At 61.8% G+C, this 19,819-nt stretch carries 19 protein-coding genes, 1 pseudogene and 1 riboswitch; of the genes and pseudogenes, 13 read left to right on the top strand and 7 right to left on the bottom strand.

The window, feature by feature from the left end; all coding sequences use genetic code 11:
* Positions 1–76: 76 nt before the first annotated feature.
* The 5 genes from L4G42_RS04570 to L4G42_RS04550 all read right to left on the bottom strand — a co-directional run bounded on the left by L4G42_RS04570 (position 77) and on the right by L4G42_RS04550 (position 3,551).
* Entirely contained in the window at positions 77–466 is a 390-nt protein-coding gene (locus L4G42_RS04570) for a RidA family protein (RefSeq protein ID WP_237254455.1), read from the bottom strand.
* 23 nt (positions 467–489) lie between these two features.
* Complete coding sequence (locus L4G42_RS04565) at positions 490–1,281, bottom strand: amino acid ABC transporter ATP-binding protein (RefSeq protein ID WP_237254454.1); 792 nt, start codon at positions 1,279–1,281, stop codon at positions 490–492.
* Positions 1,278–1,940, bottom strand: coding sequence for an amino acid ABC transporter permease (locus L4G42_RS04560; protein ID WP_237260585.1), 663 nt, complete (start codon positions 1,938–1,940; stop codon positions 1,278–1,280). Before L4G42_RS04560 ends, L4G42_RS04565 begins: the two co-directional genes overlap by 4 nt.
* A 12-nt stretch (positions 1,941–1,952) precedes the next feature.
* Positions 1,953–2,615, bottom strand: a complete 663-nt coding sequence (locus tag L4G42_RS04555) for an amino acid ABC transporter permease (RefSeq protein WP_237254452.1) — start codon at positions 2,613–2,615, stop codon at positions 1,953–1,955.
* A gap of 75 nt (positions 2,616–2,690) precedes the next feature.
* On the bottom strand, positions 2,691–3,551 hold the full coding sequence (locus L4G42_RS04550; RefSeq protein WP_237254451.1) for a transporter substrate-binding domain-containing protein: 861 nt from the start codon (positions 3,549–3,551) through the stop codon (positions 2,691–2,693).
* 583 nt (positions 3,552–4,134) lie between these two features.
* Between L4G42_RS04550 and L4G42_RS04545 the strand changes: the two genes are divergently transcribed.
* The 8 genes and pseudogenes from L4G42_RS04545 (at position 4,135) to L4G42_RS04515 (ending at position 11,490) form a co-directional block, all read left to right on the top strand.
* Positions 4,135–4,503 carry an NUDIX hydrolase gene (locus L4G42_RS04545; RefSeq protein ID WP_237254450.1) on the top strand — a complete coding sequence of 123 codons (369 nt, stop codon included), beginning with the start codon at positions 4,135–4,137 and terminating at the stop codon, positions 4,501–4,503.
* A 229-nt stretch (positions 4,504–4,732) separates the two neighbouring features.
* Positions 4,733–5,506 (top strand): annotated as a pseudogene (locus L4G42_RS26220) (PAS domain-containing protein); the annotation flags it as partial.
* Complete coding sequence (locus tag L4G42_RS26215) at positions 5,489–6,043, top strand: methyl-accepting chemotaxis protein (RefSeq protein WP_419789340.1); 555 nt, start codon at positions 5,489–5,491, stop codon at positions 6,041–6,043. The pseudogene L4G42_RS26220 and the gene L4G42_RS26215, both read left to right, overlap by 18 nt.
* A gap of 150 nt (positions 6,044–6,193) precedes the next feature.
* Entirely contained in the window at positions 6,194–6,727 is a 534-nt protein-coding gene (locus tag L4G42_RS04535) for a GAF domain-containing protein (protein ID WP_237254448.1), read from the top strand.
* Positions 6,728–7,056: 329 nt separating this feature from the next.
* On the top strand, positions 7,057–8,643 hold the full coding sequence (locus L4G42_RS04530; RefSeq protein ID WP_237254447.1) for an ABC-F family ATPase: 1,587 nt from the start codon (positions 7,057–7,059) through the stop codon (positions 8,641–8,643).
* Between the two features lie 290 nt (positions 8,644–8,933).
* A complete protein-coding gene (locus L4G42_RS04525) occupies positions 8,934–10,160 on the top strand; it encodes an MFS transporter (RefSeq protein WP_237254446.1) in 1,227 nt (408 codons plus the stop codon).
* A gap of 268 nt (positions 10,161–10,428) precedes the next feature.
* Positions 10,429–11,178, top strand: coding sequence for an endonuclease/exonuclease/phosphatase family protein (locus tag L4G42_RS04520; protein ID WP_272903939.1), 750 nt, complete (start codon positions 10,429–10,431; stop codon positions 11,176–11,178).
* Positions 11,179–11,307: 129 nt separating this feature from the next.
* Positions 11,308–11,490 (top strand): con-10 family general stress protein, encoded by a 183-nt coding sequence (locus L4G42_RS04515; RefSeq protein ID WP_237254444.1) that lies wholly within the window; start codon positions 11,308–11,310, stop codon positions 11,488–11,490.
* Between the two features lie 362 nt (positions 11,491–11,852).
* Here L4G42_RS04515 and L4G42_RS04510 read toward each other — a convergent pair whose 3' ends face one another.
* Positions 11,853–12,410, bottom strand: a complete 558-nt coding sequence (locus L4G42_RS04510; RefSeq protein WP_237254443.1) for an ATP-dependent Clp protease proteolytic subunit — start codon at positions 12,408–12,410, stop codon at positions 11,853–11,855.
* 276 nt (positions 12,411–12,686) lie between these two features.
* Here L4G42_RS04510 and L4G42_RS04505 point away from each other — a divergent pair, with 276 nt between their 5' ends.
* The 5 genes from L4G42_RS04505 to L4G42_RS04485 all read left to right on the top strand — a co-directional run bounded on the left by L4G42_RS04505 (position 12,687) and on the right by L4G42_RS04485 (position 17,885).
* Positions 12,687–13,682, top strand: coding sequence for an aldo/keto reductase (locus tag L4G42_RS04505; RefSeq protein WP_237254442.1), 996 nt, complete (start codon positions 12,687–12,689; stop codon positions 13,680–13,682).
* Positions 13,683–13,742: 60 nt separating this feature from the next.
* Positions 13,743–14,465, top strand: coding sequence for an aspartate/glutamate racemase family protein (locus L4G42_RS04500; protein ID WP_237259536.1), 723 nt, complete (start codon positions 13,743–13,745; stop codon positions 14,463–14,465).
* Positions 14,466–14,709: 244 nt separating this feature from the next.
* A riboswitch (cobalamin riboswitch) is annotated at positions 14,710–14,906 on the top strand.
* Positions 14,907–15,049: 143 nt separating this feature from the next.
* Positions 15,050–16,051, top strand: coding sequence for an ABC transporter substrate-binding protein (locus L4G42_RS04495; protein ID WP_237254440.1), 1,002 nt, complete (start codon positions 15,050–15,052; stop codon positions 16,049–16,051).
* Between the two features lie 11 nt (positions 16,052–16,062).
* On the top strand, positions 16,063–17,094 hold the full coding sequence (locus tag L4G42_RS04490; protein WP_237254439.1) for a FecCD family ABC transporter permease: 1,032 nt from the start codon (positions 16,063–16,065) through the stop codon (positions 17,092–17,094).
* The gene (locus tag L4G42_RS04485) at positions 17,091–17,885 is read left to right on the top strand and encodes an ABC transporter ATP-binding protein (protein ID WP_237254438.1); all 795 of its coding nucleotides are present in this window, start codon (positions 17,091–17,093) and stop codon (positions 17,883–17,885) included. Before L4G42_RS04490 ends, L4G42_RS04485 begins: the two co-directional genes overlap by 4 nt.
* A 426-nt stretch (positions 17,886–18,311) precedes the next feature.
* Here L4G42_RS04485 and L4G42_RS04480 read toward each other — a convergent pair whose 3' ends face one another.
* On the bottom strand, positions 18,312–19,601 hold the full coding sequence (locus L4G42_RS04480) for an MFS transporter (protein WP_237254764.1): 1,290 nt from the start codon (positions 19,599–19,601) through the stop codon (positions 18,312–18,314).
* Positions 19,602–19,819: the final 218 nt, after the last annotated feature.

Here is a 19,819-nt window from a genome sequence, read left to right as displayed (position 1 = left end):
GAGGCGGCTGTTTCCTGAAATAGGCACGCAATTCACATGCACGGCCCTGGCTGTAGGAGCGCGTGCCTGACCTTACTTAAGCCTTCTTCTTATACGCAATGCAATCGATCTCGACCTTGCAGTCGACCATCATGTTGGCCTGCACGCAGGCGCGGGCCGGCGCGTGTTCCGGGGAAAAGTACTCGCCGAAGACCTTGTTGAAGCTCCAGAAATCACGGGGGTCTTCCAGCCACACGCCGACGCGCACCACGTCTTCCAGGCCATAGCCGGCCTCGGTCAGGATCGCCACCAGATTCTGCATCGTCTTGTGGGTCTGCTCGACGATCCCGCCGTTGATGATTTCACCGTTTTCGGCCGGCACTTGGCCCGACACATGCAGCCAGCCATCGGCTTCGACGGCGCGGGCGAATGGACGTGGCTGGCCGCCACCTGCGGTACTGCCGGCACCGTAACGAGTAATGCTCATGAAAATCTCCTTTTATTGGCGTCTTAAAAACGAATGTTCTTGAGGAATTCAGCCAGACGCGCTGACTTGGGTTGTTCGAATAATGCCTTGGGCGGGCCCTGCTCTTCGATGCGGCCCTGGTTCATGAACACGATCTGATCGGACACCTCATAGGCGAAGCGCATCTCGTGGGTCACCAGCAGCATGGTCATGCCCTCTTCCGCCAGGCCCTTGACCACGCTGAGCACCTCACCGACCAGCTCCGGGTCCAGCGCCGACGTGACCTCGTCGAACAGCATCAGGCTGGGGTTCATGGCAATGGCGCGGGCAATCGCCACGCGCTGCTGCTGGCCACCGGACAACTGGCCGGGAAAGTGATTGCGCCGCTCCAGCAGACCGACGCGCTCCAGCCACTTATCGGCCAGGGCGATGGCTTGATCCTTGGGCAGCTTCTTCACTTTGAGCAAACCGAGGGTTACGTTCTGCAGAGCGGTCAAGTGCGGGAACAGGTTGAACTGCTGAAACGCCATTCCGGTCATCGCCCGGTGCTGGGCAATGAGCTTCTCCGGATGGCGCACGCGCTTGCCACTGACGTCGCTGTAGCCGATGTCCTGGCCTTCCAGGCGAATGTGCCCGCCCTGAAACTCTTCCAGCAGATTGACGCAACGCAACAGCGTGGTTTTACCCGAGCCGCTGGAGCCGATCAGCGTGACCACATTGCCCTTGTTCATCTTCAGGTCGACGCCCTTGAGCACTTCGACCGGGCCATAAGATTTGTGCAGCCCTTCGATGCTCAACAGAGCCGGGGCGGCAGTCGCGGTTTGAGTCTGTGTCATGGCAGGGCCACCCGTTTTTCGATTTGCCGCCCAAGAAGCTCGATGGCGTAGTTGATGACGAAGAAGAGAAAGCCGGCGAACAGGTAAAACTCAAGGGTCATGAAGTTGCGCGCGATGACCTGCTGAGTACTGAGCAGCAGCTCGGCCACGCCGATCACCGAGAGCAGGGTCGAGGCCTTGACGATCTCCGTCGATGAATTGACCCAGGTCGGCAATATCTGCCGCAATGCCTGGGGCAGCAGCACATAACCGAGGGACTGGGGGTACGTCAGGCCGATGGCCTTGCCGGCTTCCAGCTGCCCGCGCGGGATGGCCTGCAACGCACCGCGCACGATCTCGGCAACGTGGGAGCCGCAAAACAGCGTCAGCCCCAGCGCACCGGCCTGGAACGCGCCGATCTGCCAGCCCAGCGCCGGCGCCATATAAAAACAGGCCAGCACCAGGACAAACACGGGCGTGCCGCGAATCAGATCGACGTAGGCGCGAAACGGCAGGCGCGCCCACCATTTGCCGTAGGTCAGGATCAGCCCGGCGAACACGCCGATCACCGTCCCGAATACGATCGCAAGGCCCGCGCACTGCACGCTGGTGAGAAACCCCGCCCACAGCGCCTCCCGGGCGATCCACAATTCATGCAACCAACTGGGTTGTTCGTACATGGTCCGGGCCTCCTAGCGGCGAATCGCCAGGCGCTGCTCGAGGTAACGCAGCAGCGTGGCAATCAGGTAACAGGCCGCGACGTACAGCGCCGTGGTCACCAGCCAGGTTTCAATCACCCGGTAGCTCTCGACGTTGATCTTGCGCGCGTAATAGGTCAGCTCCGGCACTGCGATGGCAGCGGCCAGGGACGTGTCCTTGAACAGCGAAATGAAGTTGTTCGACAGCGCCGGCAGCACGTTGCGCAGCATCACCGGAACCACGATGTACGCACGCACCTGCCATTCACCGAGGCCGATCGCCAGCCCCGCTTCGCGCTGACCCTTGTGAATGCTCAGCAGCCCGGCGCGGAACACTTCGGTCAGGTACGCCCCGGCATACAGCGACAGGGTGACGATGAACGACGGGATCTTGTCCAGCCGAATGCCCAGCCCTGGCAGGGCAAAGTAGATCAACAGGATCAGCACCAGAATCGGCGTGTTGCGCACGACGGTGACGTAAATCGACGCCACGATGCGCAGGGCACGGTAGCGCGACAGCATCGCGAACGCCGCCAGCATGCCGATGACGCAACCGATGGCGATGGAGATCAGCGCCAGTTCCAGGCCAAGCCCCAACCCCGCCAGCAGACTGGGGAAATCCCGCCAGACCGCTGCAAAATTCAGCTGATAATTCATGGTCAGCAGTACCCGGGACGGGACGGCACCACGGCCGTCCCCGCCCCCTTCAGTGAGCGACGCAAGCGGCGCGGGTTATTTGTATTCCATCGGGAAACCGATCGCAGGGGTCGGCAGGTCCACGCCGAACCATTTCTTGAACGACTCGGCATACATCGGGAACTCAACCCCGGTCATGGCTTCATGCAGGGCGGTGTTGACGAAGTTCAGCCAGTCCTGATCGCCACGCTTGACGGCGCACGCGTAGGTTTGCGGGCTCCAGGCGAACGCGGGCGAGCGATAGCGTCCGGGGTTCTGCACCATCAGGTATTTCACCGACGACTGATCGGTGGCGGCCGCATCGGCACGACCGGAGTTGATGGCCTGGTACATCAGGTCGACGCTGTCGTACTGGTCGACCTTCGCCTTGGGCAGCGCCTGATGCACCAGCTCTTCGGCGTAGACGTTTTGCAGCACGGCAACGGTGACGCCATCGCCGGCGCCTTTCAGGTCGTCGATTTCCTTGTACTTGCTGTTGGTCGGCAACAGCAGCGCGACGCCTTCGCGGTAGTAAGGCAGGGTAAATGCCACCTGCTGGGCGCGGCTGGCGGTGACGGTGATGAACTGGCAGCTCATGTCGACTTTGTCGGTCAGCAGGTTCGGGATTCGCGCATCGGAGGACTGCACGACGAACTCGACTTTGCTCGGGTCATTGAACAGCCCTTTGGCGACGATGCGCGCGATGTCGATATCAAAACCCTGCAACTTGCCGTCTGCCCCCTGGAAGTGCCAAGGGGCATTCGTGCTCCCCGTGCCCACGATCAAATGGCCGCGCTGCAGGACGCTGTCCAGTTTGCTGGCCGATGCGCTGTCGGCTGCGTACGCCGTCGTTGCAAACGTCGCTGCCGTTATCAGGGCCAATGCACAAGCTTTCAAAGAAAGGGATCCGCGCCGCATGAGAGAAACTCCGCCGGTTGTATTAATTCCGCTATAGCGGAACGTTGCTTGCCACAACGGAATGGACAGCAGAAAGTGTGCCACAGAGTCAGGCGGTAAAAGAAGCCGCAAGAATCACCGGTGTTTTCAATAACATGGGTCAAGGGCAGGTGCGCCCAGGTCGAAACCTCGCGCGGGCCGACAGAATCCAGCGCTACGGATCACCCCACGCGGTGGGAATTGGGCCCCATCGGTGTGCGCCCTGCGCCAATAACGCGCATGACGGCGTTACACCGATGAACCGTTCATCGCGCCAGGGGCACGATCCGCCTGGTAAAAACCCTAAGCAGCGCGTCAGGTAAGTAGTGGCATTTTGGGCAGTATCGGCATTGCACCCCGAGGGGGAACAACTCGCCGTTGGGCCGGTTACCCCGAAACTCCCCCCAATCCAGCTATGGTTTTCCTGACACCGGCCGATTTATTAGCGTCAAGGGAACATTGGCACCCTTACTGCTTCAAACGTTTTTATGAAGCTTTTATGACAACCGCGTGAACATGCATGGACGGCAGGCGTTTTTACGGGTTGTACGGTGGAGGAACGCCAATGAAACAACGAGCCACAGTCATCTGCCGCAGAGACGACCAGATTCTCTACGTGCGCAAGTCCAAGGCCCGCTGGAACCTGCCGGGCGGCAAGGTCGAAGCCGACGAATCGCCTGCGCAGGCCGCCGCCCGCGAATTACGTGAAGAGACCGGGCTGATCCTGGAAGATCTGGCGTACATCAGCCGGTTTGAAGGCGGCACCGTGCTGCATCACGTGTTCGAAGTGTCGGTCACGATGATCGCCACCCCTGCCCCCCAGAACGAAATTGCCGACTGCAAGTGGTTCACCCGTAAAGAACTGGGCGATCAGAAAGTCAGCCCTGCGGCAAAGTCCATCGTGAAGGCCTTTCTGACCCAGGCTATTTATTAAGTGTGGTTGAGAGGCGTTCACAGGTTTTTCACATCGGGGGCGGTACGCTTCATTTGCTCCTCCAAGACTGACTTTAAGCCCGCACCCCCCATCGCGGGCTTTTTCTTGTCCAGAATTCCTTGTCAGCGCCCTCCTTCTGCCCCTCATGATCTATAAACATTCTGACGACCGGGCTTAATTTCGGCATTCGAACGCCGACATCAAGCAAAGGCTATCCAAGGAGCGGCAGATGTTTAATTCCAAAGTCAAAAAGCAGGTGGCCACACTGAGCTCGGAGCTGGTGGCGCTCAAAAATTTTCACGACGCTCTCATGCAGGAAATGCTGTCGCTGACGGTGGATTCCGACCTGCGCATCACGGACGCGAACGGCAAGTTCTGCGCAGCGATCGGTTACTCCCACGAAGAACTGGTCGGCAAGCCCATGGCCGCGTTCGTCCCTCCCTATGTGGCGACCCTGCCGTGCTTCCGCAACTTCAAGGCGGCAGCCACCAGCGGCACGGCAGTGACCGACGACTACCGTTTCATCAGCAAAAGCGGCTCGCTGATCTGGATTCACGCCACCTGGTCGCCATTGAAAGATGAGCAGGGTCGTCTCGTCGCGCTCAAATGCCTGGCCACCAACGTCACCACCGAAATCAACAAGGCCCGGGAAAACGAGTCGTTCATCAACGCGCTGCTGCGCTCGACAGCGGTCATCGAATTTGACCTCGGCGGCCACGTGCTGAAAGCCAACCAGTCCTTCCTCAAGGAAATGGGCTACAGCCAGGATCAGATACTCGGCAAGCACCACAGCCTGTTCTGTGACCCGAAGTTTGCCGCCACCGAAGACTACAAAACCTTCTGGAAACGCCTCAACAACGGCGAGTTCGTGGCCGACCGGTTCAAGCGCATCAATAGCCGGGGCGAAGAGGTCTGGCTCGAAGCGACGTACAACCCGGTGCACGATACCCAGGGCGAGCTTTATAAAGTGGTGAAATTCGCCACCGTGATCACTGATCAGGTACGCCGCGAGGCGGACATCAGCATCGCGGCGGGCACGGCATTCGAGATTTCCCAGCGCACCGATGTGTCGGCGCAGCGCGGCGCGGCGGTGATCAACCACACCGTGGAAACCATGAACGGCATCGCCGACCAGATGCTTTCCGCCTCCCATGGCATGGAAGCGCTGGGCAAGCAGTCGCTACTGATCAGCACCATCGTGCAAACCATCGGCGGCATCGCCCAGCAGACCAACTTGCTGGCGCTCAATGCCGCCATCGAAGCGGCCCGCGCCGGTGAACAAGGCCGTGGCTTTGCCGTGGTGGCCGATGAAGTGCGTCAGCTGGCCGGTCGCACCAGCACGGCTACAGAGGAAATTGTCGCGGTGGTGCAGCAGAACCAGAAGCTGGTGGATGACGTGGTCAAGGACATGGGCAGCACGCGGATTCAGGCCGAGCAGGGCCTGTCGCTGGCCAACCAGGCCGGCAGCGTGATCGTGGAAATTCAGGAAGGTGCGCGGCAGGTCGTGGGGGCGGTGCAGCGATTCGCCCACCAGCTCTGACGGCATCGGCTCCTGCTTTTTGAACACCGCCCCATGGCAAATGGTCGCAGCATGCCGAGCGGCGGATACGGTTGCAGTACAAAATGCTAATCTGCGCCGTATACATGGCCCCGGCCGGTACGCCACCTACACATCGATATGGAGCCGACAATGGCTTTGGATTCCCTGCTCTGCCCGGACTTGCTGACCATTGCAGAGCGTTCGGCGATCGCCGAGGTTGAAGCGACGACGAATATCCTCAGGCTCGTGACCCGGCTGACCGGCATGCGCTTCGCCGGCATTGCCAAGTTCACCGACGCCGAGTGGGTCGCCTGCGCGGTCTATGACGAGATTCATATCGGTATCCAGGAAGGCGAAGTCCTGGAGCTGGAAACGACCCTGTGCAACGAGCTGATCGAAAACCCGAAGGCGCTGATCATCCCCAGCATCAGCAAAAGCGAGCGCTATGCGGGTCGCCCGGTGGTCAAGCAATATGCCATCGAGAGCTACATCGGCGTACCGATCACCCTGCCCGATGGCCAGCTGTTCGGCGCGCTGTGCCTGCTCGACTCCAAGGCCAGCACCTTCGAAAACCCTGACCTCGTCGAAACCCTGGGCCTGTTCTCCCGGCTGATCGGCTGCATCGTGTTCTCCCATTACTCTACGGTGAACAAAGTCAGGACTCAGGTCGAGCACGCCCAATAAGGTGATCCTCACCGGCGAGCGGCGGTAGGTGGATAACCAAGACGGTGTTACACTGCCGCGCCTTGAATTCGCATGCGCCCCTTGAGCCTTTCGTGGGGTCGTGGCGCACTGCCCAAACCTGTGCGTCTTCTCCCGTACAGCAAGCGTGGCCGATGCATCTCGGTCATCCGCTGAAGCCGTATCGGACGCTGCTCCCGTTCACCCATCTTCATCAGGTCATGTCGCCGTCACCGGTGACGTGCAGGCTGCTGGTTGGATCACGAGCAATCGCCACCAGGCGTCGAAGGCCATCGCCAGTCAGCCCCTTGTCAACAATCCAGGATAAGCAATTGATTTCCACAGCTAACATCACCATGCAGTTTGGCGCCAAGCCGCTGTTCGAGAACGTTTCGGTCAAATTCGGCGGTGGCAATCGCTATGGCCTCATCGGCGCCAATGGCTGTGGCAAGTCCACCTTCATGAAGATCCTCGGCGGCGATCTGGAGCCGTCCGGCGGCCAGGTGATGCTCGAGCCGAACGTGCGTCTGGGTAAATTGCGCCAGGACCAGTTCGCCTACGAAGACTTCTCCGTCATCGACACCGTGATCATGGGTCACGAAGAGCTGTGGAAGGTCAAGGCCGAGCGCGATCGCATCTACTCGCTGCCGGAAATGACCGAAGAAGACGGCATGGCCGTTGCCGAGCTGGAAACCGAATTCGCTGAAATGGACGGCTACACCGCCGAGTCCCGTGCTGGCGAGTTGTTGCTCGGTCTGGGCATTGGCATCGAGCAGCACAACGGGCCGATGAGCGAAGTGTCGCCGGGCTGGAAACTGCGCGTGCTGCTGGCCCAGGCATTGTTCTCCGATCCTGAAGTGCTGTTGCTCGACGAACCGACCAACCACCTGGACATCAACACGATTCGCTGGCTGGAAAACATCCTGACCCAGCGCTCCAGCCTGATGATCATCATTTCTCACGACCGTCACTTCCTCAACAGCGTGTGCACCCACATGGCTGACCTGGATTACGGCGAACTGCGTCTGTTCCCGGGCAACTACGACGAGTACATGACCGTGGCGACCCAGTCCCGCGAGCAGTTGCTGTCGGACAACGCCAAGAAGAAAGCACAGATCTCCGAGCTGCAGTCGTTCGTCAGCCGCTTCTCGGCCAACGCCTCGAAAGCCAAGCAGGCCACCTCCCGCGCCAAGGCGATCGACAAGATCCAGCTGGCCGAGGTCAAGCCTTCGAGCCGCGTGAGCCCGTTCATCCGCTTTGATCAGACCAAGAAGCTGCACCGTCAGGCGGTCATCATTGACCAAATGGCCAAAGGCTTCGACGGCAAGCCGCTGTTCAAGAACTTCAGCTTCCAGGTTGAAGCGGGCGAGCGCGTGGCGATCATCGGCCCGAACGGTATCGGTAAAACCACCCTGCTGCGCACCTTGGTCAATGAACTGACCCCGGATGCCGGCACGATCAAGTGGACCGATGCGGCAGAGCTGGGTTACTACGCCCAGGACCACGCACACGACTTCGAAGACGATGTCACCCTGTTCGACTGGATGGGGCAATGGACTCAAGGTGAGCAAGTCATTCGTGGCACCCTGGGCCGGATGCTGTTCTCCAACGACGAGATCCTAAAGTCGGTCAAGGTCATTTCCGGTGGTGAGCAAGGCCGCATGCTGTTCGGCAAGCTGATCCTGCAGAAGCCGAACGTGCTGATCATGGACGAACCGACCAACCACCTGGACATGGAATCGATCGAGGCGCTGAACCTGGCGCTGGAGAACTACCCCGGCACGCTGATCTTCGTCAGCCACGACCGCGAATTCGTATCGTCCCTGGCCACCCGCATCATCGAGCTGAGCCCAAGTGGCGTGACCGACTTCAGCGGCACCTACGACGATTACCTGCGCAGCCAGGGCGTCGCGTTCTGATCAGGGCCATGGCCTGACAGAGTGATGCTGAAAACAAGAAGCCCCGTCCAGTGTGACGGGGCTTTTTTGTGCGCATCTATTGCCGCCCATGAAGGGTCAGCAGAATTGGCCTCTTCCCGGCTGAAGCCGGTCCCACTGACTGCATGCGTATGCCTGAGTAGGACCGGCTTTGGCCGGGAAGGGGCAAGTCCGGGCGCTATCTGACCCCGGATAAAACCGTTAGCCTGCTTTCATTTCCCCACCTCTCGGGCGATGATGCGGCACTCCCACCGCTCCAGCGAAGAGTCCCCATGTCTGCCGCCCTGCCGCCCGATACGCCTGCCAATACGCCTGTCAGCGACGCCAGTTCGATGGCGATCACGCTGCAAATCGTCTCCATCGTCGTCTACACCTTTATCGCCTTCCTGTGCATCGGCCTGCCCATCGCGGTGATGCCCGGCTACGTGCATAACCAATTGGGATTCAGCGCGGTGGTCGCGGGGCTGGTGATCGGCGCGCAGTACCTGGCGACGCTGTTGAGCCGCCCGGTGGCCGGACGCATCTGCGACACCATCGGCACTAAGCGCGCCATCGTTTACGGGCTGTCCGGCATCGCGTTGAGCGGCGTGCTGACGTTGGCGGCAATCCTGCTGGAGCGTTTCGCCGGGGTCAGCCTGACGATCCTGATCATTGCCCGGCTGTTCCTCGGCGCGTCCCAAGGTTTGATCGGCGTCGGCACCATCAGTTGGTGCATCGGCCAGGTCGGTTCGGAGCACACGGCCCGCTCGATTTCCTGGAACGGCATCGCTTCTTACGGCGCCATCGCGATCGGCGCGCCGCTCGGGGTGGTGATGGTCGGTGCGCTGGGCTTTGCCAGCCTGGGCGTGGTGCTGTTCGTGCTGGCGGCCGGGGCGCTGCTATTGATTCGCAAGAAACCGGCGATCCCGGTGGTGCGCGGCGAGCGCCTGCCGTTCTTCTCGGTGTTCGGCCGGGTGGCGCCGTTTGGCCTGAGCCTGACCCTATCCTCCATCGGTTACGGCACCCTGACGACGTTCATCACATTGTTTTACGTGGCCCGTGGCTGGGAAGGCGCAGCCTGGTGCCTGACGGTGTTCGGCATCTGCTTCATCGTCGCGCGCCTGCTGTTCATCAATGCGATCAACCGCTTCGGCGGCTTTCGCTCGGCGATCGTCTGCATCTCGGTGGAAACCCTTGGTCTGTTAATGCTGTGGCTGGCACCCGACACCACCTTCGCCCTGATCGGCGCGGGGCTGACCGGGTTTGGTTTGTCGCTGGTGTACCCGGCGCTGGGCGTCGAAGCCATCAAACAGGTGCCCAACAGCAGCCGCGGTGCCGGGCTCAGCGCTTATGCGGTGTTCTTCGACCTGGCGCTGGCCATTGCCGGGCCGCTGATGGGCGCCGTGGCACTGGGCATGGGCTATGGCTGGATTTTCTTCTTTGCCGCGTTGTTGTCCGTGGCGGCATTGACGCTGGCGGTGGTGCTGTCGCGCAGGGCGCCGGTCGACACGCGGGTGTAGCGCCCGCGCGGTATAAAATCTTCCCGGCTGAAGCCGGTCCCACAGAGCGCCCGCGTTGATTCAGTAGGACCGGCTTCAGCCGGGAAGAGGCCGGCGACTCTGCAACAGCTCTCACTGGCTGTTGAAATCCCCCGGCTAGAGCCCGTCCCACCTAAAAGCTGAACTGCGGCCTCGCGTCCCGGTCGGAATAGCACATCCCCCGAACAGGAGTGAGGGCGTGACCCCCGATCCCGCTGGCTCGAACGCTACCCCTCCGGACCCGGCCACGTTGCGCGAAGTCCACAAACTGCGCGTGCTGACCGTGAACACCCACAAGGGCTTCACCGCACTGAACCGGCGTTTTATCCTGCCGGAGTTGCGTGAAGCCGTGCGCAGCACCGGTGCCGATCTGGTGTTTCTCCAGGAAGTCCTCGGCGGCCATGACCGCCACGCCGCCAAGTACGAAGACTGGCCCGACACGCCGCACTACGAATTTCTCGCCGACAGCATGTGGACGGACTTCGCCTACGGTCGCAACGCGGTCTACCCCGACGGCCACCACGGCAACGCGCTGCTGTCCAAATACCCGATCCTGCATTACCGCAACCTGGACATTTCGATCACCGGGCCGGAGCGCCGCGGCTTGCTGCATTGCGTGCTGCAAGTGCCGGGGCATGCCGAGGTGCACGCGATTTGCGTGCACCTCAGCCTGCTGGAGAGCCACCGCCAGTTGCAGCTGAATCTGCTCTGCGACCTGCTCGACTCCCTGCCCGAAGACGCACCGGTGGTGATCGCCGGCGATTTCAACGACTGGCAACTGCAGGGCAACAAGCGTCTGCAGCGCTGCGGCTACCTCCACGAGGTCTTCGAGCGCAATCAGGGGCGGCTGGCGAAGACGTACCCGGCGCGCTTCCCGATGCTGCGCCTGGACCGCATCTACCTGCGCAACGCCACCAGCCACCATCCGAAAATCCTCGGCACGCGGCCGTGGACGCATTTGTCCGATCACCTGCCGCTGGCGGTCGAAGTGCATATGTAACAGCGGGCATTCATCAACACCGCCGTTGGTCTGCAAGCCAAGTGATGGGTTAAACCATTGCGTGAACGACCCCTCACAATTAAGGCGAGGCAGGTGTCTCGCCTTCTCAATAACAAGAGGTCTGCGATCATGGCTAACACCGGAAAGTCGAACCCTGGCAATTTTGCGAATGATAAAGAGAAAGCGTCCGAAGCCGGCAAGAAAGGCGGACAGGCTTCAGGCAGTGGCAATGCGGGAAGCGATATGAAGAAAGAGTCGGGTGCAGGCGCGAGCGGCGCCGGCAAGAAAGGCGGCTCAGGCGGCAAGTCGTAATGACGTGCGGGTGAGTGAAGCGAGCGAGGGCCAAGGCTCTCGCTCTTTTGTTTCGGCCGCGTTCAGTCAGGCGACATCGGCGGCTCCAAAGCAGGCTTTCTTTCGGAACCCTTCCCTCATTTATTCGGATCGATCAGCGGCACAGTCGCGTCCCGATCTGGCAGGGAGCCCGGGTCTTCATTGCCCGGATCCATATCGGCCGCGTCGGGTTCTGTGTCTTCAGGTCCCGGCTGAGGCGCTGGGTGCGGCGCGACAGGTGCAGCGTCCGGTGTATGGGATTGCATGGCAGTTACCTCTCGTTTCAATGTGGCCAAAAATGGCGTCAACGGGGGTCAACAACGACCCGGTTCAATGGGTTGAGCTTAGCTGGCGCTGACGGTCCAGTGCACGGCGTCCTCGGCAAACTGCAGTTGCTCGACACGATGGGCAATGCCGCACGCCAGCGAATCTTCGGCGCGGATCACCTTCTCCTCTGCTGACAGGCAGCGCCCGATGTCCAGCGGGTGCACGGCGCTCACAGTCTCGCTCTGATAGATATTCACGTAGCGCTGCAGGTCGTTGTCCAGGCTGCGCAGGTATTCGCGCATGCGTGAGTGGTCCACCGAGCTCTGGTTGAAGTACCAGCTCATGGGATGGATCAGAAAACGCGAGTGGGGGCAGACGATCCGCTCTTGAGCCGCCAGGTAGATCACGATGCCCATGGATTCGATGTTGCCGCTGTTCAATGCGCGGATCGGCACTTTCAGGGATTTCAGGAAGTTGTAAAGCGTGAACCCCAGCGCGGTGCTGCCGCCGGCGGTCGACAGATTCAGCAGCAACCCGGTCGCGCCTTTGCCAAGGGCTTCCAGGCAGCGATCCCGAAAATGCTCGGTGCTGGCCTGATCGACCCCGCAGTGGAAATGAATGATGTGCTCGCTCATCGGCGGCCTCGCTGGACATGGATGGCGTACTCACGGGCCTCTTCCCGGCTAAAGCCGCGCCCACAGAGAGATCGCAGGTTGCCAGATTTGCATGGGCTGAGGATAGCCGCTCGCCGAGCATGTGAAAGCACACCGACGCGCATTCCGAAGAACCCCTGCGGCAATCAACAGTCAGTAAAGAAGCTTCGCGGGTTTCATCGCGCTGGTTTTATCAAGCGAACGCGGCGCCATGCAGCCTGCACATCCAAACACGCCCCACCGCACAGGACACTTTCCATGAGTCTGCACGACAAGATCATTGGCCGCCTCGGCTTCGGCTCCGCACCGCTGGGCAATATGTTTCGCACCATCGACGAAGAGGAAGCCGCGGCCACTGTTCAATCCGCCTGGGACCAGGGCATCCGCTATTTCGACACTGCACCTGTCTACGGCGCGGGCTTGTCCGAGCAGCGTCTGGGCAAGGCACTCGCTGGCGTCCCCCGAGACCAGTACACCCTGAGCACCAAAGTCGGCCGGCTGATTTCCGATGAGATCGACACCGAAACCCGCAGTGGTCTGTTCGCCGAGGGCCTGAAAAACAAGATCGTCACCGACTACTCCGCCGACGCCACGCTGCGTTCCATTGAAGCGAGTTTAAAACGGCTGAACACCGATCGACTGGACATCGTGTTTGTCCATGACGTCGCGCAGGACGCCCATGGCGATGCCTGGATCGAGCACTTCAACATCGCCCGCACCGGCGCTTTCCGTGCCCTCACCCGCCTGCGCGAAGAAGGCGTGATCAAGGCCTGGGGCCTGGGCGTCAACCGCGTCGAGCCGTGCGAACTGACGCTGGACCTGGAAGAAGCCCAGCCCGATGGCTTCCTGCTCGCCGGCCGTTATTCGCTGCTCGACCATGACCAGCCGCTGCAACGGTTGTTCGACAAGGCCCGCCAGCACAACGCCGAGTTCGTCGTTGGTGGGCCGTACAGCTCCGGCGTGTTGGTGGGCGGCAAGCATTTCGAATACCAGGAGGCGTCGCAGGCGATGCTCGACAAGGTCGCGCACATTCAGGAAATCGCTCGGCAGTATCAGGTCGATATCAAGTCGGCAGCGCTGCAGTTCGTCCTCGCCAATCCGCTGGTGGCTGCAGTGATTCCAGGTGCCAGCCGCCCTTCGCGGATCATCGAAGACGTCACCGCGCTCAACGCACAGGTGCCGGATGGCTTTTGGCGAGCCCTGCGCGATCAGGGCTTCATCGCCCTGCAGGCGCCCGTGCCGATGAAAGACTGATATCGTGCGCGACGACGCCGGGCCAGACGCCCGGCCTTGTTTCCCGCACGAGATCTGTCCATGCGAATTCTGATCGTCAACGTCAACACCACCGAATCCATGACCGAGACCATCGCCGAGCAGGCCCGCAGCGTGGCCTCGCCCGGCACCGAGATCATCGGCCTGACCCCGCGCTTCGGCGCCGAGTCGGTGGAAGGCAACTTCGAGAGTTATCTGGCCGCCATCGCGGTAATGGACCGGGTGATGTCCTACGAAGGGCCCTATGACGCGGTGATTCAAGCCGGCTACGGCGAGCATGGCCGCGAGGGCTTGCAGGAATTGCTCGACGTGCCGGTGGTGGACATCACCGAAGCGGCGGCGAGCCTGGCGATGTTGCTGGGGCATAAATACGCGGTGGTCACCACGCTAGACCGCACGGTGCCGCTGATCGAAGATCGTCTGAAGCTGGCCGGCGTGTATGAGCGCTGCGCGTCGGTGCGAGCCAGTGGCATGAGCGTCCTGGAGCTGGAGGAATCGCCGGAGCGTGCGGTCGAGGCTATCGTTGAGCAAGCCATCGAAGCAGTGACCCGGGACAAGGCCGAAGTGATCTGCCTGGGCTGCGGCGGCATGGCCGGGCTGGATCAACTCATCCGCGAACGCGCCGGCGTGCCGGTGGTGGATGGCGTCACCGCAGCGGTGGCACTGGCCGAATCGCTGGTGCGTCTGGGATTGAAGACGTCGAAAGTGCGGACCTACGCGACGCCACGGCCGAAGAGGATTGTCGGCTGGCCATTCACGTTGTAGGTCGGCGCTTCAAGGGCAGGACGCGAATCAATGGCTGCAGGCGCCCTGTAGGAGCCGGCTTGCTGGCGAACGCGTCGGGTCAGTTACCTTTCTGTCGCCTGACACCACGCATTCGCCAGCAAGCCGGCTCCTGCAGATCGCGTAAGATGCCGGGTCTGTGCATATGCTCGCATTGACGACCTATCAGGCCTGGTCCGCGCAGGGTTCCTTCCCGCCAGCGCATTCGCCTCCACCCGCCGAATCGTTTAGTATCCCCGCCGCCGGTTTCCACTCGGAATTAATAGGGAATCCACGGGCGCGTGACTTCGCGCTGAAATGGAACTGTCCCCGCAACTGTAGGCGCTGAGCCCTGCTTCCTGTTTGCCACTGGGTGACCCCGGGAAGGCCGAAGCACGGTGATGAAGCGCCAGTCAGGAGACCTGCCGGCCAGCATATTCATTCACCGGCGGGGTGTCCGGGGAAGGACTCCCGTTCGCGTGTCGTGCGCGCACCATGAGCTCGCCCTTTTTTCCGGGGCGTGTGTCGGGATGGACTTTCCAGCGCCTGCTTCGCCAAGCATTCAGGCTTTCTGGAGATCGCTGTTCATGCCGCTGCGCCGCCTCGCTGCCCTGCTCGTCACCCTGACATTGCCCACCGCCGCTCTCGCTGCTTCGACGGTTTACCCGTTGACCGTGGACAACTGCGGCGAGGCGCTGACCTTCACCCACGTCCCGCAGAAAACCGTGACCATTGGCCAGGCCGCCACCGAGATGCTGTATGCGCTGGGCCTGGGCCCGAACGTCGTGGGCACGTCGCTGTGGTTCAACCCCGTCCTGCCCCAGTACCAAACCCTCAACGACAGCATCGAGCGTCTGGCCGACAACGCGCCAAGCTTCGAATCGGTGATCGGCAAACGCCCGGACTTCGTGCCGGTGCAGTTTGAGTGGATGGTCGGGCCACAGGGCGCCGTCGGCACCCGCGAGCAGTTTCGCGACTTGGGCATCCCGACCTACATCCTGCCGTCCGACTGCGAGGGCAAGAACAACCGGGTCGGCGCCGATGGCACGCGCCTCGAAGCCTTCCGCATCGACGCGCTGTACAAAAGCCTGCGGCAACTGGCGCAGATCTTCAACGTACAGGACCGTGGCGAGCAACTGATCGCGGATTACCAGACCCGGCTGGCCCGAGCTGTGGCGCAGGCGAAAACCCATGCCAACCCGCCCGTCTCGGCGGTGTTCTGGTTTTCCAGCCCGGACCTCAACGTCGATCCGTACGTTGCCGGGCGCAAGGGCATCCCCAACTTCATGCTCGACACCCTTGGCATGCGTAACGTCATCGACTCCGACGAGGAATGGCCGACCGTGGGCTGGGAAACCATCGCCAAGGCCAACCCGACCGTGCTGGTCATCGCGCGCATGGACCGTCGCCGCTTCCCGGCTGACGATCACGAGAAGAAGCTGGCCTTTCTCCGCTCTGACCCGGTCACGCGCAATATGGATGCGGTGAAAAACAATCGCATCGTGATCATGGACGCCAGCGCCATGGAGTCCAGCGTGCGGCTGTTTGACGGCATCGAACAACTGGCTCAGGCCACTCACGCGCAATGACGTCAGTCAGAATGCCCCGGTCGAACGTCCCCCGAATATTCGGCCATGGCGCCTGGGCCATCGCGTTGCTGGCGCTGGCGGTGCTGGCGGGCGTGGCGATCGGCGAGACGTCGATCAGCCTGCCGGTGATCGTTCAGGTGCTGGCGAACAAGCTGTGGGCCGCAGGCTATCCCCTCGACCCTATCGACGAGGGCATCGTCTGGAATTACCGCCTGACCCGGGCCATCGTTGCCGCCACCTGCGGCGCAGGGCTGGCGGTGTCGGGCGTGGTCCTGCAGTCGCTGCTGCGCAACCCGCTGGCCGATCCCTACTTGCTGGGTATCTCCGCCGGCGCTTCGACCGGCGCGGTGCTGGTGGCAATCATCGGCATCGGTGCCGGGACGATCTCCCTGTCCACCGGCGCGTTTGCCGGGGCGATCGCCGCTTTCTCGCTGGTCGCCCTGCTCGCCCGCTCCTCTCGGGGACAGACCGCTGCCGGCCAGATCATCCTGGCGGGCATCGCCGGGTCCCAGTTGTTCAACGCCCTGACGTCATTCCTGATCACCAAGTCGGCGAATGCCGAGCAGGCCCGCGGGATCATGTTCTGGTTGCTGGGCAATCTCAGCGGCGTGCGCTGGTCGTCGGTGGCGCTGTCGGTGCCGGTCGTGGTGCTCGGTTTGCTGGTGTGCCTGTGGCATCGGCGAGCACTCGATGCGTTCACATTTGGCAGCGATTCGGCTGCGTCGCTGGGCATTCCGGTGCGCCGGGTGCAGGCCGTGCTGATCCTCACCGCCGCGCTGATGACGGCGGTGATGGTGTCGATCGTTGGCTCCATCGGCTTCGTCGGGCTGGTGATTCCCCATGCGGTGCGTCTGATGGCCGGCGTGCGCCATGCCCGGTTGTTGCCCTTGAGCGCCCTGATCGGCGCGCTGTTCATGATCGCCGCCGATGTTCTGTCGCGCACGTTGATCAAGGGTCAGGTGTTGCCGATCGGGGTGATCACTGCGCTGGTGGGCGCGCCGGTGTTTGCCATGATTCTGGTCCGTGGGAATCGTCCTCGATGAACGCCCGTCAGGAGGTGCACGGCGCCATGCTCGAAGGCAGTGACCTGAGTTATTCGGTCAAGGGCGCGCAACTGCTCAGTGGGGTGAGTCTGGCGATTCGGCCGGGGGAAAACCTGGGGATCGTCGGGCCCAATGGGTCGGGGAAGTCGACGCTGTTGAAGTTGCTGGCGGGGATTCAGACGCCGTCTCAGGGCGAAGTTCGCTTGGGCGGGAAGCGCTTGTCGGCGCTGAGCCGGCGGGACATTGCGCGGCAGTTGGCGGTGGTGGAGCAGCATGCGCAGACCGGCGATTCGATCAGTCTGTTGCAGGCGGTTGAGTTGGGGCGTACGCCGTGGCTGTCGGCGCTGGCGCCGTGGGGCGAGATTGATGACCGGATTGTGGCGCAGGCGATTGCGGACGTGAGTTTGCAGCACTTGGCGCATAGGCCGTGGCATACGTTGTCGGGTGGGGAGCAGCAGCGCGGGCATATTGCGCGGGCACTGGCGCAACGGCCGCAGGTGTTGTTGCTGGATGAGCCGACGAATCATCTGGATATTCAGCAGCAGTTGTCGATTTTGCGGTTGGTGCAGGATTTGCCGGTGACGACGGTGGTGGCGTTGCATGATTTGAATCAGGCGTTGGGGTGTGATCGTCTGGCGGTGATGGACGGGGGGCGGTTAGTGGCGTTGGGTTCGCCCTTTGATGTGCTGACGCCGGAGCGGCTGGCGCAGGTTTTCGGGGTGCGGGGGCACTGGTTGGTTGATCCGTTTGACGGGGCTCGTCTATTGCGGCTGCGCGCGGGGTCTGTTTGATAGATCAAGATCAAGAGCGTCTGCCTGGGGGCCGACTGTTTCGCCTTCGGCGAGTGACTTGGAAAAGTCGAAAGTCGCACCATCCCCAAGTAACCAAGGGTGCTTGCTCCTGGCTTGGTTCCTCCTCCGTCGGAATGCCCTCACTCCGGCCTCGCTCCGTGGGCCCGCCGCCATCCGCCATCCATGGCGGGGGCGGCTCTCGCGGCATCCATGCCGCTCGGCCCACTCCGCAAGACCTGCGTTCAGCCTGCACCAAAGTCGCGATTGGCGGTGTCTGGACCTTCTGCGCAGGAAGATCAAGAGCAGATCAAAAGCTTCCCGGCTGAAGCCGGTCCTACACATCGTGCGCACACCGTAGGACCGGCTTTAGCCGGGAAAGCGTCAGTGGGCACACCGCAAAAGTGATGCCCGGATCCGACTCAACACTCAGGTGCGCTGTGCGACCGCTGGCGTATCCAGAGGCGCGGCATCCTCCGGCGTGGTCGAAAACGGCTCGATCTTGCCGACAATGAACAGATAGCTGAACGCCCCCAGCAGGGCAAACGCCCCGGCGGTGAGCAGCGGCGCGGTGAACGAGCCGTTGCCGATCACCAGCATGAAGCCGGTGAAGGTGGTGATGAAGATGCCGGCGGTGTTCGACGCGAAGTTCTGAATGCCGCCAATCGACGCCACGTGGGCAGGCGAAGGCGCAACGTCAGCCGGCAGGCACCAGATACTCGCGCCGGCGAACGCCAGGCTCGCATAGGCCAGGCTGAAAAATCCGAGCATCGCGTAAGTGCCCTCGACGAACACCGACAGGGAAATGCTCGACGACATCAGCATGCCGCCGACGATGCAGGTCTTGCGCGCAGCGGTCAGGCTCCAGCCCCGGCGATACAGCGCGTCGGAGGTCAGTCCGCCAATCCAGCCGCCGACGATGGACGCTACCGCCGGAATGGTGCCCAGGGTCCCGAGTGATTTCAGCGAGAAACCGCGCTCGGTCACCAAGTAGGTCGGGAACCAGGTGATGAAGAAATAGATCACGAAGTTCAGGCAGAAGAAGCCCAACATCATTCCCCACAACGTGCGGTGGCGAAACAGCGACGCCCATTTCACTTTCGGACGTGCCGCGAGGGTCGCCGCCTTGCCCGCCTCATGCTGCTCGATGGCAGCAACGGCCTGGGGCTCTTTGTAGATCAGGAACCAGCCCACGACCCAGATCAGGCCCACCGCGCCGGTGATGATGAACGACGCGCGCCAGCCCCAGAGTTCAATGATCAACGCCACCAGCGGGATGGACAGCGCCGAGCCGACCCGTGAACCGCTGTCGAAGATGCTGGTGGCAAAGCCGCGCTCCTTGACGTCGAACCACTGGCTGACGATTTTTGCGCAGGACGGATACGCCCCCGCCTCGCCCACCCCGAGCATCAGCCGGCAACCGAACATCGACGCCAGGCTGCCGGCCGCCGCCGTTGCCGCCGTGAACAGCGACCACCAGGCCACCGCGAGGGGCAGCGCGATGCGCGCGCCGACCTTGTCGACGAACCAGCCAAACGGCATCTGCATGAGTGCGTAGGTCCAGAAGAAACCGCTGAGCAGCAGTCCCATTTGCCCTGAGCCCAGGGCGAGCTCTTTCTGGATGTAGGGGGCGGCAACAGCGAGGTTGGCCCTGTCGATGTAGTTGATGGCCACCGCGAGGAAGCACAGAAAAATTACCAACCAGCGCCCTTTCTGCATGGCGAGTCCTCCTAATTATTTTTATGAGTAAGACGTCGTTAGAGCTTCGTCTAGCGCCCAGCCCCTGATTCACACGCTGTTCACCGAGGGATAAAGCCTCCTTCGAGAACCGCAGAATTGGCCTGACCAAATATCCGAATGCAGCCGATACTAGACCCGCAAACCGGGTTAGGGAAATCGGAAAGGCGAGTTATTTGTCGATTTATGGCTCGACGGTC

Origin of the sequence: Pseudomonas petrae (genome assembly GCF_021728295.1) — a bacterium.
In the GTDB taxonomy this organism is placed as follows: domain Bacteria; phylum Pseudomonadota; class Gammaproteobacteria; order Pseudomonadales; family Pseudomonadaceae; genus Aquipseudomonas; species Aquipseudomonas petrae.
Note: the sequence above shows the minus strand (reverse complement) of the source record. Positions and strands in the feature narration are given on the sequence as shown.